We start from the raw sequence: 16,126 nt of genomic DNA, 5'->3' as shown, positions 1-16,126 counted from the left end.
GGCCGACGCGTATGATTGGTACGAGACACATCAACCGGGCCTGGGGATTCGATTTATCCAAGCTGTGGACGCCAGGATTTCGTGGATTCAACAAAATCCTTTGATGTCGGAAATTGTATATCAATCGTACCGCCGATGTTTGGTGCCGCCATTCCCCTATGCTATCATCTACGACTTCGAGGAAGATCGAATGGTAATTAACTCGGTCTTTCATTGTTCGCAGGACCCCCGCAATCTGCGGCGGCGATTGCGGTAAGGTTTTTCTAACCGGCAGAGTTTTCCTTGCCGGAGAATGCGGCGGCTTTTGGTTGTCGGCCTTCTGAAGTTTTGGCCGATACAAGCAGCAGACCCCGTAGCATCGTTGCGCGCCGAGGCCATTGCGTGCTAGCACTGCGATTGGCCACGACCGCATTTCGCGCCGCATCGTCGCATTCAGCAGTGCAGGAATCGAGCAATGCGTACGACTGACGGCCTGCTGCAGGGTTTATGGACTGCGTTTCCCCCTAGTTGTCGCCTGTTGCGGATAGGTTTCTTATGCGATTTTCGCCCCGTCGCTCTGCTGTGCGCCGCGTCGTTGTTTCCGCTCGAGGTTTGCTGGCAACCGGCTTGGTAGCCGGATGGCTGGCAAATGTTTGGGTTTGGAATGCCCCTTCGCTCCGCGCCGAAAGTCCCGCTTCGGGAACCGTGCTGAATGCGTCGCCGCAAGACGCTTTCGGATTGCAACCGGCGAATCCGCAAACGTCGGAACAATCGCAACAGGCGACGCCCGTGGTCACGACGGTGGCCATCAATCCGGATGGCGTTCAACTGGCCACGGCCGGCGACGACCATCTGATCAATTTGTGGAATATCGAAGACGGCAAGCTGATGCATCAGCTCCGCACGCACACCGATTGGGTGCGAGCCGTGGTGTATAGCCCGGACGGCAAGCTGCTGGCCTCCGGCGGCGACGACCGCAAAATTCATCTGTGGGATGCCACGACCGGAAAATTGATTCGCAAATTTGGTCATAAGGGGAAAGAGACCTTGTCGGACGAGGCTGCCGCAAACGATCAAGCCGCCATTTATGCGCTGCAATTCGACCCGAGTGGAAAAACGATCGCCGTCGCCGGCTTTGAAAATGTCATGCGGCTGTACGATGTGACGACCGGGGAGTTAATTCGCACGTTCGATTGTTCGTGCAACGACATTCGGGCGGTGGCCTTTTCACACGATGGCGAAAAGCTCGTGGCCGGCGGTCGTGACGGGCACATTCGCATTTGGAATGTCGCCGACGGCAGCGTGCTGAAAGATTGGCAAGGGCACGAACATCGAATTCGCATTGTGGCATTTTCGCCGGCGGGAGATCACATTGCCACGGCCGGGGAAAATCCGAAAATTCGCATTTGGGATATAGCCACGGCCGAGCAGCAGGCGGAGATCGATCATGGGCAGGGAAAAGTGTTGTCGTTGTGCTTCTGCGGCGAAGATCGTTTGGCCAGCGGCGGCAGCGATAATCTGGTGCGCGTGTGGGACCTGTCGACGCAGAAAATGACGGCCAGTTTTTCGGGCCACACCGGTTCGGTGGCGGCCCTGGCTTGCGACCCGAGCGGAAAGCTGCTGGTATCGGGCGGTTTCGACACCACGATTCGCATGTGGCAGTTGAACCCTGCTAAAGCCGACTGAAATGCGAGGAAATTGGCAAGCGGTGAAGAGATTACCGAGCGACCATAGACGAACTTGATTTGGGGCATTTGCGACACGGAGGTTGCAGTGGTGAGTATCCTGCAAGGTTTTAGCCGGATCGGCCGGTTCATTCGGGGCGATCGTTTTTGGCGCCGCGACGATTCTCACAGCGACGTTCTCAAAATTCGCTGCTGCGCGTTCGAAAAAATGGAGCCGCGGCAACTACTTTCCGGGGCCCCGCCGCAAATCCATTTTGGTTCGGTGTTCTTCGATGCGTCTCCCGGCACCAATACCTCGCCCGACACCATTCAAATCACTTTTCAAGGCGGCGCACCGAACACACAGTTGACGCAGTTGGTGATCGACGGCAGCAAAAATCAACTCGGACTGGCCGTGGGCGACGACGTTTGGGAAGCGCCCCCCGGCTCTCCCTCGGGCACGTCGCCGGTGACGGTTGTTTCGCACACTGGCTTCCAAGTGCTGAGCGTGACAGCCACCAACGGCGGCTCGCAAATCGTGATTACGTTTTCGGGCTTTGTCCCAGGCGATATGCTGGTGCTTTCCGCCACTGCGGAAGAAGTGACGGCCATCGACCCGGTCTCCGGCGCACCGACGTTGGCGCCGCTGACCAAAGGAAACGACTTCCAAAGCTCGCATTTGGTCGGCACGTTCACCGCGCCGCACTTCGAAAACGTTACGGTCAACACCGCCTACGTCGCCGGCTACGATTTGCTGTTCGCGCAAAACGACGATACCTCGGGCTCGCAGCTCGGCCTGCCGACGCAAGATTACGAACCGCCCAGCACGACCGATCAGTCTGATCAAACTACGGGTGCTTCGGTGCTGGTCACGCAAACGCCGCTGCCCATTTCGGTGGCCGGCACGGTCTATAGCGATCCTAATTTGAACAACGTGCAAGATTCGGGCGAGCCGGGCATCGCCGGCGTAAGCTTGACGCTGCTGGAGTACAACGGCAGCAGCTACGTCTCTACGGGGAAAACAACCACGACCGACGCCAACGGAAACTACATTTTCAAATTCCTGCTGCCCGGCACTTATGAGGTCGTGGAAACGGTGCCCACGGGGTATTTTGCTGTGGGCGCATCGGCCGGCACGGTCAACGGCTCGACGGATGCCGTCGTGCTCAATTCGACGGTCATCGATCAGATTGCAGTTCTCGGCGGCGACAACAGCATTAACAACGACTTTGCTTTGGCGCAGGCAATCGGCCTGAGCGGCTACGTTTATCACGACACCAACGACAACGGCATCCGTGAGAGTGGCGAAAATGGAATTGGCGGCGTGACGATTGTCGTAACGCCTATCTCGACGGTCGACGGCAGCACCGCGTCGGTTTCCATAGTGACCGACTCAAATGGGTTCTGGTCGGTCAGCGGCCTGGCGCCGGGAACGTACACCGTTTACGAACCACAGCAACCGCCCGGTTATTTGGACGGCATAACGACGCCGGGCTCGCTCGGTGGCACTTTCGAACCGATTGACCAAATCGTCAACATCACCACGCTTGGCGGACAATCGGGCACCGAGTACGATTTCGGAAAACTGCTGCCGGCCAGCCTCAGCGGCGGCATCGCCGACTGCTTGGCAGGCGTGCCGTTGTCGGGCGTTACGGTGCAGTTGCTCGACGCCAATGGCAACGTGCTAAAGACAACCACGACCGATGAAGACGGCGATTACGAATTCACCGGGTTGACGCCGGGCCAAGTTTACGGCGTGAACGAAATTCTGCCCGCCGGCTACATTCACAACGATGAAACCGTGGGCAGCGCCGGCGGCATCATCGTCAACGACACCTTCACGCAGATTCAGTTGGGCGACGGCGTCAACGCCACGGGATACGATTTTTGCGATATTCTTCCAGCCAGCCTCAGCGGCAGTGTGGCCGACTGCTTGGCCGGCGTGCCCCTATCTGGCGTCACGGTGCAACTGCTTGATGCCAATGGCGACGTGCTAAAGACCACCACGACCGACGACCAAGGGAATTACACGTTCACCAATTTGAAGCCGGGGCAAACTTACGGCGTCGACGAAATTTTGCCCCCGGGCTACGTCCACAACGATGAAACTGTGGGCAGCGTCGGCGGCATCATCGTGAACGACACCATTACGCAAATTCCGCTGGGCGATGGTGTGAACGGCGTCAACTATGATTTCTGCGACATCCGCCCCGCCAGTCTCAGCGGCAGCGTGGCCGATTGTTTGGCCGGCGTGCCGCTGTCGGGCGTCACCGTTCAGTTGCTCAATGCCGACGGCAATGTGATCAAGACGACCACGACTGACGATCAAGGGAATTACTCGTTCACCAATTTGACGCCCGGGCAAACTTACGGCGTCGATGAAATTCTGCCGCCCGGTTACGTTCACAACGACGAAACCGTGGGCAGCGCCGGCGGCGTGATCGTCAACGACGCCATTGTCGACGTGCCGCTGGGCGACGGCGTGAACGGCATTAATTACGATTTCTGCGACATCCGTCCCGCCAGCCTCAGCGGCAACGTGGCCGACTGTTTGGCCGGGGTGCCCCTGTCGGGCGTTACGGTGCAATTGCTCGACACCCAAGGCAACGTCCTGGAATCGACCACCACTAACGCGCAGGGAAATTACGAGTTCACTAATTTGACGCCGGGCAAAGTGTACGCCGTGGCTGAAATATTGCCTGCCGGTTACATCCACAACGACGAAACCGTCGGCAGCGCGGGGGGCAGCATCGTCAATTACGCCCTTGTCGACATTCCGCTGGGCGACGGCGTGAGCGCAGTGAATTACGACTTTTGCGACATCCGCCCGGGCAGCATTAGCGGCAGCGTGGACGATTGCATCGCCGGCGTGCCGCTCTCGGATGTCACCGTTCGGTTGCTCGACGCCAACGGCAATGTGATCGAAACGACCACGACCGACGAGGAAGGCGATTACTCGTTCACCAATCTCAAGCCGGGCCAAGTTTACGGCGTGGATGAAATTCTGCCGGCCGGCTATTACCACAACGACGAAACCGTGGGCAGCGCCGGCGGCAGCATCGTCAACGACGCCATCGTGCAAATTTCGCTGGGGGACGGAGTAAACGCCACGAATTACGATTTTTGCGACGTGTTGCCCGGCAGCATCAGCGGCAAAGTGTGGGAAGACACCAACGGCAATTGCTCGTTTCAGCCGGGCGTCGATATTCCGCTGGCCGGAGTGCAGTTGGACTTGATCAACAGTCAGGGAAAAGTGGTGGCGACCACGCTCACCGATTCCCAGGGGGATTACACGTTCAGCAATTTGCTGCCTGACACTTATAGCGTGCAGGAACACGTGCCGGCCGGTTATAGCGCTGATATGGACACGGTCGGGACCATCAACGGCATTACGGTTGGCGGACATCCCAACAACACGCTGCTGAACAGTATCAGCCTGAATTACGAAAATAACGGCATCAATTACGACTTCTGCGTAACAAAGAAAATTCCGCCGCCTCCGCCGCCTCCGCAACAACCGCCGACGCAGCCGCCGCCTCCGGCCGCCGTGGCACCGTCGCCGTTGATTCCGCTAGTGATTCCGCCGTATCAGCCGCAGTTTGAGAATCCCGACCTGAATGCCGGCGATGCCGTGGGTTACACCTGGCACTTGAGCATTGTCGATGCCGGTTTTCCGCGCGGCTCGCAAGGCCAAAGCGTGGCGATGGATCTGTCCAACATTTCGGTGGAGACGGCCAGTTGGATGGATGCCAACATGGTTTCCGGCGTGCTGACGTATCTCGACGCCAACGGTCAGCCGGTCGAGCGCCAGGTGATGGGCTTCAAAGACGGCATACCCGTGGTCGGCGATTTCCGGGGCGACGGCCAATCGGAGTTGGGCTTCTACGTCGACGGTCAGTGGTTCATCGATCTGAACGGCGACGGCCGCTGGGACGCCGGCGACATTTGGGCCAAGCTGGGCACGCGCGCCGATCAGCCGGTGATCGGCGATTGGAACGGCGACGGCAAAGACGACATCGGTCTATACGGCCCGGCGTGGCCGCGCGATCCGCACGCCGTAAAGGTCGATCGCGGATTGCCCTCGCCGCTCAACAAAACGCAAATTGTCTCCAAGCGCAAGAAGAACGTGCCTCCCGATCAGGACGACGCCACCAGCGGCGGCCGCGATTTGCAGCGCGGGCAAAACGGCAAAACGCGGACCGACGTCATCGACCACGTATTCCATTACGGCAGCGCCGTGGAAAAGGCCGTGGTGGGCGATTGGATGGGCACCGGATTGCGGCACGTCGGCGTGTTCCGCAACGGCAAATGGTATTTGGATACGGACGGCGACGGCCGGCTGACCGAAAAAGATTTGGAATGCGTGTTCGGCCAGGAAGGCGACATTCCGGTGGTCGGCGATTGGACCGGCGACGGCATCGAAAAAATCGGCGTCTACCGCAACGGCACGTTCTATCTCGACACCAACAACAACCACAAGCTGGACGCCGACGATCAAGTAATTCAACTCGGACAACCCGGCGATATACCCGTGGTGGGTAAATTCGACGGCACGGGCCGTGTTTCGGTGGGCGTGTATCACACGGGCGGATCGGCCGCGGTGCAAACCGCCGTAACGGCACCGGCCACGGTGAAGAAATAAACAGGCCGGAATCAGCTCGCCGCGTTGTCAGATATTGCTCTGCACGGGGCGTTGGGCGATTCGTCACGACGCTTTTAGCGCGTTTAGCTCCGCTTCGGCGGCGGCGATTTCCTTCTCCAAGCGAACAATGTCGCCGGGCTCGTCGGGCTGCTGCTTAGCGCCGGCCAGTTGCTGGCGGAGCTTTTGCAGTTTTTGCTGCAACACATCGATCCGCTTTTTGGCTTTTTTATCCACCGGCGCCTCCGGTTGGCGTCGTGACAGGCGCTGGTACGGTTTCTGGTGCGGTTGTCGTGGCCACGGCTTTCGGCAAAGTTGGACCGATGTGCGTGAAGCGCAGCACTCCGGAAAGCGCCACGACGATCAGCGCCAGAATTAAATTCACCGTCATCCACCACCTGGCGTCTTGCCTAAATTTTTTAGTCGCCTCTCCACGGCCAGCCAATGCACTGGTAATAAAGAACACCACCATCGCCAGAGCAAATTTCGCCCCGAAGACAAATTGATACAGCGAGTTGTAGGTGGCATGCCACGCTTCCCAGGGGGGCGTTTTGCTTTCGCTGATGAACAACGCGAAGTTGAACAGCCCGCTGAATAGTAAAAATGCGACCGAGCCCGCCACCAACATAGCCCAGCGCCGTCGAAATTGCTCGTATAGCGCCTTTCGCTGCTCATCTGCCACCTCACCAAGCTCAGGAAAGCGGGCGAACCGCATGACAATCGTCCCGCCAACGAGAATCATCGCCGCCACCAGGTGAAGCCAACGAAGTGTTAAACTGAACCAGTACATGGATCGGGACGAGGGTTGAGGGGCGCGCGAATGAGGAACAAGGAACTGCCAGTCGCAACGAAGTGGTAGTGTAGTTCCGCACCCCACGCCAGACTAGGGGCCGAAAGCCACTTTCTCGCCTTACGGAATGCTTTCCCGCCACAATCGTTCGACATAGGTCAGAGCCGCGGAGCGATCGGAGATTAGTCCGTCCAATTGGGCATCACGGGCGGCGCTCAGTAGCTGTGCAAAGACAGGCCCGGTGGGAATGCCCAGGGAGATTAAATCAGCGCCGGTGACGAGAGGCGGCGGAATCAACTGTTCGACAGGAAGCTGTAGTTTTGCGCGGCAAAAGGCGACATCTTCCAGCGCGGCGAAACCCAAGGCTGCCTGCGCGGCGTGCAGCTTGAGCAAATCGTCCGCGCCGTCAGCCACCAATAACGGTTGCACCTGCGACCAGCGCGCGGCCCGGGCGCCATTCAACGATTGCTGGTTAGCCAACAGCCAGGCCAGGCGGTCGGTTTCGCTGCGGGCCAGTCGCCAGCGGCGGCCGACGGTTTCGGCCAGGTTGTCCGCCGGCGCCGAAAGCAGTAGAACCGCCAGCGCGAGCGGAAACGAGGGATGTTCCACTGCGGCCAAGAGCGCCAACGTGCGGCTGGCGTGTTGATTGTCGGTCTGGGTCGGACCATTCAGTTCATCGGTAAGCTCGACTTTCCAGGCTTCGCTGTCCGCCACTTGCGCGGCTTCCGGCAAAATAGCGGCCAGCAACCCGGTGAGATAAAGCAAGCGTACGGCCCGCACTCGGCCCGGCTGCACGAGCATGGCGCGCATTTCGTCGGCGATTCGCTCGGCGCTGACGACGGAGATTTGCGAGGCCATTTCGCGAATGGCGGTGAGCGTGTTTTCTTCCAAGCGAAAATTGAACCCCGAGGCAAACCGCACGGCCCGGAGCATGCGCAGCTTATCTTCGGTGAAGCGCTCCCGCGGACTGCCGATGGCGCGGATGACGCCTTGTTGCAAATCGGCCTGGCCGGCGACGAAATCAATCACTTGTTCGGCGAGCGGATCGTAGAACATGCCGTTGATGGTGAAGTCGCGGCGGCGGGCGTCTTCCTCGGGCGAGCTAAAGGCCACGCTGTCTGGATGCCGGCCGTCGGTGTAGCTGATGTCTTGGCGGAAGGTGGCGACTTCGATTTGGCCTGCCCCGCGCGGACCCAGGACGGTCATGACGCCAAAGGCGGCGCCGATGGCCAGCGTTTTGCGATGGCGGAACACGGCGGCGATTTGTTCGGGATGGGCGGTGGTGGCCACGTCGTAATCGTTGGGGGTGCGATTGAGGAGCGAATCGCGCACGCAGCCTCCGGCCCAATAGGCTGTGAAGCCAGCCTCGCGCAATTGTTTCACGACTTCGACGGCAAAGCGGCGCTGTTTTTCAGGATCGATGGTGGACATAAGCGGCAACGTGATGGCGTTTTAATCGCGCTTCATCCCCCGGTAGAAGCGGGGGCTAATTTATCATGGACCGCCGATTCGATGGCCTGGTTCACTTTGTCCACCGTGCGGGCCCGCAGGGCGGTGTCCCACGCAAAGGGGTGTTCCGCGGATGGCCGCAAAAAATGAACGGTCAATTCCGCCGGTGGCTTGTGCAAAATTTGTTCGACCGCCAACGCATAAACGCCCAATTGCAACTCAAACTGCGGAGCCAGAGCGTCAACGGCGTCGGCTGAGACCTGGTTGGTTTTGTAATCGAGCAAATGCCAGCAGCCGGCTGCGTCTTGGTATAGGCAATCGATGAATCCTTGCAAATATCGATTCGGCGCCGCGTCTGTACCCAGCGCTGTCCCTTTGCGAGAATGTGACGAAACGTTCGGCGGCCACGCCAATAAAAACTCTAACTCGCGGCGAACGAGTTTTGCCGCGGCCAATTCACGGGCTCGAGAAGATTGAGCGAAACGCATGAGAAGTTCGGCGGCGGTTTCGGCCAGTTCGGCGTTGTAAGCGGCACAAGATTCCAAACAGCGCTGGACCGTGTGTGGGAGTGCATCTGTTTTTTCTGAAGCGGCAGTGGAGGCGAGCTCGGCAAAATCGATGCGGGCCAGCGCCTGATGCACCAGCGTGCCTAAATCTATGCCAGCACCGGCCAGCGGGGGGCGATTGTCGGCATCGTCGCTGAAGAAAGATGGCTGCGGCTGTTCCTCGGCGGGCTGCAGGAGGCCGTTCAACCGGGAAACGGAAAAACGGCGCTGGGCTGCCCGATCAATGGCCACGGGTTGGGCCAGGCGGGATAGCATTTGTGAAGTTGGCAAATAAGCCGCGCCCGTTGATTTCGTTTCGTTTGCCGCCATTTCCAGCGTGCGGCTGAGGGCCGCATCCAAATTGTGCCAGGTGTGCGGTGATTGGGCCGAAGCGTCAACCGCCGGTGGCGCCATAGTGACTTTGATGCGCGGGATATCGTACTCGCCGCCCGGGGGCAGCGTGGCGCGAAATTCGCCGGTTTGCAGATTGAAACGCTCGGCCAATAGTTTTGCCCAGGGCCACCGCGGCGCTTCAAGTTCCTGCTGGTTCATGCCAGCGGAAAGAATGAGATAATCGGCCGCCCGCGTCGTGGCAACGTAGAGCAGCCGGACGAGTTCGGCCTTTTCTTCCGGATCACCAACGGCAGTGAACAAATCGAACCCGGTCACGCCGGCATGTTTGCCACGCTGCTTTAACTTCAGCAGCGGGCCAAGTTGCGGATGCCAGGCGGCGCTGTCGCGGTTTTTGTTTGTCCGGCGGTTGACGTCGGGAACAAACACGAGGGGAAATTCCAAACCCTTGGCCTGGTGAATGGTCATGAGCCGCACCACGTCGGTTTTTTCCGGATGGGTCGCAGCCAGTGGCTCGTGCGGCAACTGGCCCACGAATTGCGAAAGCTGTACGATAAAATCGTTCAGCCCCAGCACGCCGGAGCGATCGAACGAGCGGGCTTGCTCCAGCAGCTTGCGGACGTTGGCCAACTTGCGCTGGCCCATGAATTCGGCCAACAAGGCGGCATCGTAACCAGTCAGGGCGAACGCTTCGTTCAAGAGCGCGGCGATGGAAAGACGATCTTTGCGGTTGCGCAAGTGATGCAGCGTGGCGGCGGCGAATGCGGCGCGGCGGCGCTCGATATCATCCAACTCCTGCGGCAATCGCTGAGCAAACAATCCGGCAGACAAGCCCTGCGGATGCTGCGCCAGCCAAAACAGCGTTTCGTCGGCCAGCGCGAACAGGGGGCTGCGGAGCACGCCGGCCAGACTAACGACATCGGCGGGACTGGCCAGGGCCCGCAACAAGTTGACGACGTCGTAAATTTCCTGCTGGGCGTAAAAGGCGTGGCCGCCGACCAGATAATAGTGAATGTCGTAGCTGCGGAGCGCCTGTTCATAACATTGCACGTCGGACAGGGCGCGGAACAGCATGGCGATATCGCCGAATTGGACGGGGCGTGGTTCAACTTGGCCGTCGATTTGACGCTGGGCCACGAGCGGTTCGCGGTGATCGACCATGTGGCGAATTCGGCGAGCGATGAAGTCGGCTTCCCTTCGACGGGCGGCATTGGTTGTGGCGTCCGCGGTGTCAGTCTCCGATTTTTCCTCGGTGGCGGTTGCCCATAGGAATTCGATGGCGGGCACTGAGGTTGTTTGCGGCCAGTGAGCGCGGAGCGGTTGGTATGGCTGGGCGGCTTCCTGACTTGACGATGGAGCTTTGCCATTGGAGGAAACTGCCGAAGCAGCATGTGCGTTGCCGGCGGAAAGCACATCGCTAAATAGCGCATTGACGAAGTGCAATATCGCCGGCTGGCTGCGGAAGTTGGTGGTGAGCGGCAATCGGCCGGTGCGGGGCGTTTCTTGCTCCAAGCGGCGGAACACGCCGGGATCGGCCCCGCGGAAACGATAAATTGACTGCTTGTAATCGCCGACGAAAAACAGTTTGCCGTCGTGCGTGTGGGGACCGCAGAGGGCTTTGATCAATTCGACCTGCAGCGGGTCGGTATCTTGGCATTCGTCGACCAGCAAGAGCCGTGTTTGCGAAGCGAGTTGTTGTTGCAGTTCTTGATGGGCCGGATCGGTCAACAGGCGATGGGCTTGGACGAGCAAATCATTGTAATCGACCCAGGCCAGTTCGCGCTTGCGCTGGGCATAGCGAGCTTGCACGGCATGGGCGATGCGCAGCAGTTGCAGGCCGGCTTCGGCGTCGGCCTGGGCGGCTGCCGGATCGAGCTGCGTAAATTCTGCCGCGGCTTTGGCTGCCTTGCGTAATTCTTCTGCAGCATCTTTGAATCGGTCGTATAACGATTCATCGGACCAATTTTTTTTGCTGCCGGCGCTTTGGACCCGAGCGTTTTCAACAATCGCCGCCAAATCATCGCCGGGATGACCGCTGGCGGGCAGCATCGGCAGCAATTGTGACAGCACTGCCAAGCGATTTCGCAATTTTCCCGTGGCGTCGCTGCATTGACGGATTACCTCTAACACGGTTTTAGCAGGCGGCGATTGAGCCAGGGCCGCCAATGCGGTGGGCCAGGCGACTTCACGGCGAAATATATCCCATAGCGCAATCACATCCGCCGCACTTTTCGCCAACCACGGTTCAAAATATGCGGCGCGGTTGGTTGTAATCAGCGTGGCGACCATCTCTTGCAAGCGTTTCAGGCCGAAGTGGGCTGTGAGATTTAATAGCGGCGCGTGCAGGGGATTTGTATTGTCGCTCAGCTTTTCGCGCAGGACGTCTTCGCACAGTTCGGCCAGCAAGGTGTCGGCCTGCGATTGCTCCATGACGGTAAAGCGCGGATCGAGCCCGGCTTCGACGGCATGGGTACGCAGCAGTGCGCCGCAAAATGAGTGAATGGTGCTAACCCGGGCGGCATCGAGGCTGCGCAACAACCCGAGCCAATAATCGGCCTGCTTTGCATCCGGCGCTGTTTGCAGCCGCTCGTAACATTTTTGGCGAATGCGGTCGCGCATTTCGCGGGCTGCACGATCGGTGAACGTGATGGCGATTAACTCGTGCAGATCGGCCGGCTGGAAGCGCAGTGAAGCCGGCGCCTGTGAAACGGACGGGTCTAAATCCGCCAGGAAACGCTCGGTCAGCACGAAGGTTTTGCCACAGCCTGCGCCGGCCGACAGCGCGACCGATATATTTCGCGCTTCGATGGCGGCTCGCTGCTCGCTGGTAAAATTTGTCGCGGCGGCAGTCATGGGAGGGCTCCGACGATTTCGGCGGGAGCGGTTGAATGGGAAGCGATCGACGTTTTACCGAGGGCGCGAATTTGATGGACGCGGCAGACGGTCGAAAACTGGCAGCGGTTGGTACATTCTTCGTCGGCGCTGAACACCGGAAACGCGCCGCCGCGGATGCCATGCACCAGCGACACCACGCGGGCTAAAATTTCGCCGCGGAGCGATTGCCAGTGGGCGGTTTCGCGGAGGCCGGTTTGGCACGGCTCGAAAAGCTGCGGCAGGCCGTGGCTTTCGAATCCCTTCTCTCTCAAATACCAGTAGCCCACGCGCCAGGGAACAGCCCGGCGATCGACCAGCAGCAAATCTTGCACGGCCAGAGCGTATAGCGGCAATTGGAGAGCCAGGCCGGATTGGAAATCTTGCAGCTTGAATTTTTTATTGCCGCCGGTTTTGTAATCGAGCACGTTGAAGACCACGTGGCCGCCGACCAGGCCAATATCGATGCGGTCGATGCGGCCGGACAGGCGGACGGTTTCCGCTCCGCAACGTAAATCGAATGGTTTGTCGGTCGAAAGTTTGTGGTCGATTTCCGGCCCTTCTCTCGGCTTCAATCCGAACGAGACCTCGAAATAGGCGGGGCGCAGCGGCTGGTCGGCGGCAGATTCCATGCCATTGGCGGATTCCGCGCCGGCGGCGGATGCAACGTCGGCGGCCAATTGATCGTACGATTGGTGCTGGGCCAGGTATTCCTCCAGCCACTGCGTGATCAACTGCAAGTCGATGGTTTGCAGCGCGACTTCGAAGGGGGTGCCCTGCGAAATTTTTTCGGACAGCAGTTTTAATGTGTCGGCGGCATGTTGCGCATATTCTTCGGCGGCAACATCGGCCGGCGAAAGCCGCTGGTCGGCGGTCAGCAGCCGGCGGTGCAGGATCGCCAAGGCATCGTGCGCCAACAGGCCGCGGCGGCCGTAATCAATTTCCAGCGTCAATTCCGGCAGCTCTTCCAGACCCAGCACGTTTTGCGCGAAGAATTTGTACGGACAATAGGCGTACTCTTCCAGCCGGCTGACGCTCCAACAATGGTCCGGACCAAAGCGGTGTTGCAAATGCCGCTGGGCTGCCGCGCCGGTGAGAAGACCTTCGAACGGGCCGAAACCGTCGCGGCGGCTGCGGGCAGCGATCGATTGCAGCCCGGCCAGCAAACCCGGCGCCATGGCCAACGGATGCGATTGAGGCTGCTCTGTTGTCGATGGCTCAGGATGACTTAACAGCCGGGCCAGGAGCTGCGGCTTATTTTCCAACCACTGGGCCACGGCTTTGACGCGCAATTCGGTGGGACTGTACGGCGGTTGATCGCTCGGCGGCACAGGGCTGAGATTGATTTCCAGTTTGGATTCAATTTCCAAACAACGCTGCAGCTCGGTCATGTAGGGACTGGGCGAGAGGGGCTGCGCCTTTTCGTCCAGCGCGGGATAACTCAAGACGAGTTGGCGCGTGGGCCGAGTGGCAACTTCGTAAAAAAGCAACATCTCCTCGCAACTGCGCTGGCGGTGGTCTGCAAAGTTCAGGCCGGCGTCGTTCAGGCTGCGATATTCCGCTTCGGTGTAAATGCGGTCGTCACGCACCGGCGGTGGGAAAACTTTTTCGGCCATGCCCGCCACGAATAAATACGGCACGCTAATCGCCCGAATGCTTGGGGCCGCCAGCACGCGCACCCGGCCGGTGGAGTCCAGATCGACGGGCAGCGCCTCGACGGAAAGAATATCTTGCAGGCGCGCGACGAAATCGCGCAGGGTAAATGCGGCGGGTTGATGCCCTTCGTCCAGTCTTTGTTCCAACTGAGCGGCCACGGCCAGCACGGTTTTCAATCGCTGCCAAGCGGGTCGGTCGTAATCGCTCAATGACGATGACCGTTGGCAAGCAGCGGGGGAATTTTGGACGCCGTGCAAGAGGCCGAGGTGTTCGGCCACGCCCTGTAAAATGCCAATCCACTCGGTCAGTGACCGCGCTTTATGCGGAGAAGGAAGCGTTTGATCGAGCTGGCTGAGCACCTGATGTGCGATGCCATATCGCCGGCGATGCTCAGCCTGAAGTTGGGCATCGGACTCCTCGAGTGGATCGCCATCCGGCGAGGACTGCGGCGCGGGTTTGTCCGATTTCGCCCGCCACTGGAGTGCCGAGAGCAATTCTTTTCGTCCGGCGGGGACCTGCAATTGCCGAATGGCCCATTCGACAGCGGTGGCGGCTTCGCCGGCCTGCCACTGGGGCCAAGCGGGCTGGAAGTAATTGTTGGCGACCACGGCCAGCAGTTGGCGAAATGGCCAATCGGCGGCCTGTAAGCGGAGAATTGCAGCCAGCGCTTGCAGCCCCGGCGAACGAATTAACCGCGGAGGTAAATCGATGGCTACGGGAATGCCGTATTCGGAAAACACTTCGTCGACGAGCGCCGCCACAGTCTCCAGCGAACGAAACACTACGGCGATGTCGCCGGGGCGAATGGGTTGCGGATGGCTGGAATTTTGTCCGGCATTTAATTGTTCGCCCTGCACCAGCAAATTTTTAATCCGCCGGGCGAGGAGTTCGATTTCCGCTTTTTGGCCCGAGGTGGCGATGATTTCGATGCCGGCGGAATCGGCCGCGGGCTGTGCATTACGTGGATTGACGAATAACTGGCGCTCCAATTGGGCCAGGGCGGGCCAATCGCCGGCTGGTTGGCGCGGCTGCCATTGGACGACCCATTTGGGGTGGCGGTCCTGCAACTGTTCCAGCGTGTGCTGCGGCTTCCAAAACAAATCGGCACGACCCGATTCGTTTTCCAACGGCAGCGTGATCGTTAATTCTTTTAGCGCCGGCAGCCGCTTCGCCAGTAACTGCAGCACTTCATGCTGCGAGCGGGTGAAATCGGTAAAGCCGTCAAGCACGACATGCTGTAAGTGGCCAAAGGGGCCCCATTTTTCCGGCGGCGTTTCGCGCAGCAGCTTGCCGACGGCGGCGAAACGGCCTTCGACGTCGACCATGTGGTGCTGGTTCAGCCGCCGCTGGTATTCCGCGTACAGGGCGGCAATTTCGCGCGTCTTTTCCAACCCGGCAGGCGATGCGGCCAGTTGCGACAACCGCTGGGGCGAGACATCTTGGCGTTTCAAATCGCTGATGATGCCGGCGACAAGATCGACCAGGCCGGCGGTATCGGCGATGGGGGCGAAGTACGAAAGCCGGCCTGCGGCAACGGCCTCGGCCAGTAGCCACTGAATCAACTGTCGCTTGAGCAGCTGGCCCAAGTAATCCGGCGGCTGATCGGCGGCCAGCAGCAACGTTTGGGCGAACTGCTCGAACGTGTAGACGCCGGGACTGAAGCAGCCGGTTAAGCCGTCGCTTAAAAGTCGCCCCCGAATTTCCGCCGCAGCGTGGCGCGTTGGGGCCAGCCACAGCGCGGCCTGCGAAATGTTGCCATCCCCCTGCTCCGCCAATATCTGGCGGTAGCGCGCCAGCAGCGCGGCGGTTTTTCCGCTGCGGGCCGGTCCGGCGAGAATTTGAAGCTGGGCGGGCATAACTCGAAACACTCGCGTTGGGGCAGCGGCTGGCAAAAACGTGTAAGCTGTCTGCCTGTACTAATTTACAGGGAATTAACTCGGGCGGGAAGGGTTCGTGAATGTGGGGAAGTTTTCGCGGAAAGCCGGCAGGATTCTCGCGCAGAGACGCAGAGAACGCAAGCTGTGGAGGCGAACATTGACCGCAGCCTGACGGCGTCGATAATGTTGCTCATTGACGAAAATGCGCAGCAGCGTTTTACTTCTCAGCTCAGCTTTATCACAGGCGATTCATGCCCAAAAATGTAATCATCGCGGCCTCGCTGCCGGCGCCGCCGGAGCGGTTG

At 59.6% G+C, this 16,126-nt stretch carries 8 protein-coding genes; 3 read left to right on the top strand and 5 right to left on the bottom strand.

Features of this window, described 5'->3' with window-relative positions; all coding sequences use genetic code 11:
- The 3 genes from VMJ32_12260 to VMJ32_12250 form a co-directional block, all read left to right on the top strand.
- Window positions 1-256: type II toxin-antitoxin system RelE/ParE family toxin (locus tag VMJ32_12260; protein HTQ39793.1), on the top strand; the 256-nt coding region annotated here is incomplete at its 5' end.
- 278 nt (window positions 257-534) lie between these two features.
- Window positions 535-1,665, top strand: coding sequence for a WD40 repeat domain-containing protein (locus VMJ32_12255; GenBank protein HTQ39792.1), 1,131 nt, complete (start codon window positions 535-537; stop codon window positions 1,663-1,665).
- A gap of 90 nt (window positions 1,666-1,755) precedes the next feature.
- Window positions 1,756-6,285 (top strand): SdrD B-like domain-containing protein, encoded by a 4,530-nt coding sequence (locus tag VMJ32_12250; protein ID HTQ39791.1) that lies wholly within the window; start codon window positions 1,756-1,758, stop codon window positions 6,283-6,285.
- A gap of 63 nt (window positions 6,286-6,348) precedes the next feature.
- Here VMJ32_12250 and VMJ32_12245 read toward each other — a convergent pair whose 3' ends face one another.
- From VMJ32_12245 to VMJ32_12225, 5 genes are all read right to left on the bottom strand, one after another.
- The gene (locus tag VMJ32_12245; GenBank protein ID HTQ39790.1) at window positions 6,349-6,519 is read right to left on the bottom strand and encodes a hypothetical protein; all 171 of its coding nucleotides are present in this window, start codon (window positions 6,517-6,519) and stop codon (window positions 6,349-6,351) included.
- Entirely contained in the window at window positions 6,512-7,072 is a 561-nt protein-coding gene (locus VMJ32_12240; GenBank protein ID HTQ39789.1) for a hypothetical protein, read from the bottom strand. The genes VMJ32_12245 and VMJ32_12240 overlap by 8 nt, the downstream gene beginning before the upstream one ends.
- Before the next feature lie 120 nt (window positions 7,073-7,192).
- Window positions 7,193-8,503: a CCA tRNA nucleotidyltransferase gene (locus VMJ32_12235; protein HTQ39788.1), complete on the bottom strand. Its 1,311-nt coding sequence runs from the start codon at window positions 8,501-8,503 to the stop codon at window positions 7,193-7,195.
- A 32-nt stretch (window positions 8,504-8,535) separates the two neighbouring features.
- Complete coding sequence (locus VMJ32_12230) at window positions 8,536-12,270, bottom strand: UvrD-helicase domain-containing protein (GenBank protein ID HTQ39787.1); 3,735 nt, start codon at window positions 12,268-12,270, stop codon at window positions 8,536-8,538.
- Window positions 12,267-15,800: a PD-(D/E)XK nuclease family protein gene (locus tag VMJ32_12225; protein HTQ39786.1), complete on the bottom strand. Its 3,534-nt coding sequence runs from the start codon at window positions 15,798-15,800 to the stop codon at window positions 12,267-12,269. Before VMJ32_12225 ends, VMJ32_12230 begins: the two co-directional genes overlap by 4 nt.
- Between the last annotated feature and the right edge of the window lie 326 nt (window positions 15,801-16,126).

The sequence above is a fragment of the Pirellulales bacterium genome (genome assembly GCA_035499655.1).
In the GTDB taxonomy this organism is placed as follows: Bacteria; Planctomycetota; Planctomycetia; order Pirellulales; family JADZDJ01; genus DATJYL01.
Note: the sequence above shows the minus strand (reverse complement) of the source record. Positions and strands in the feature narration are given on the sequence as shown.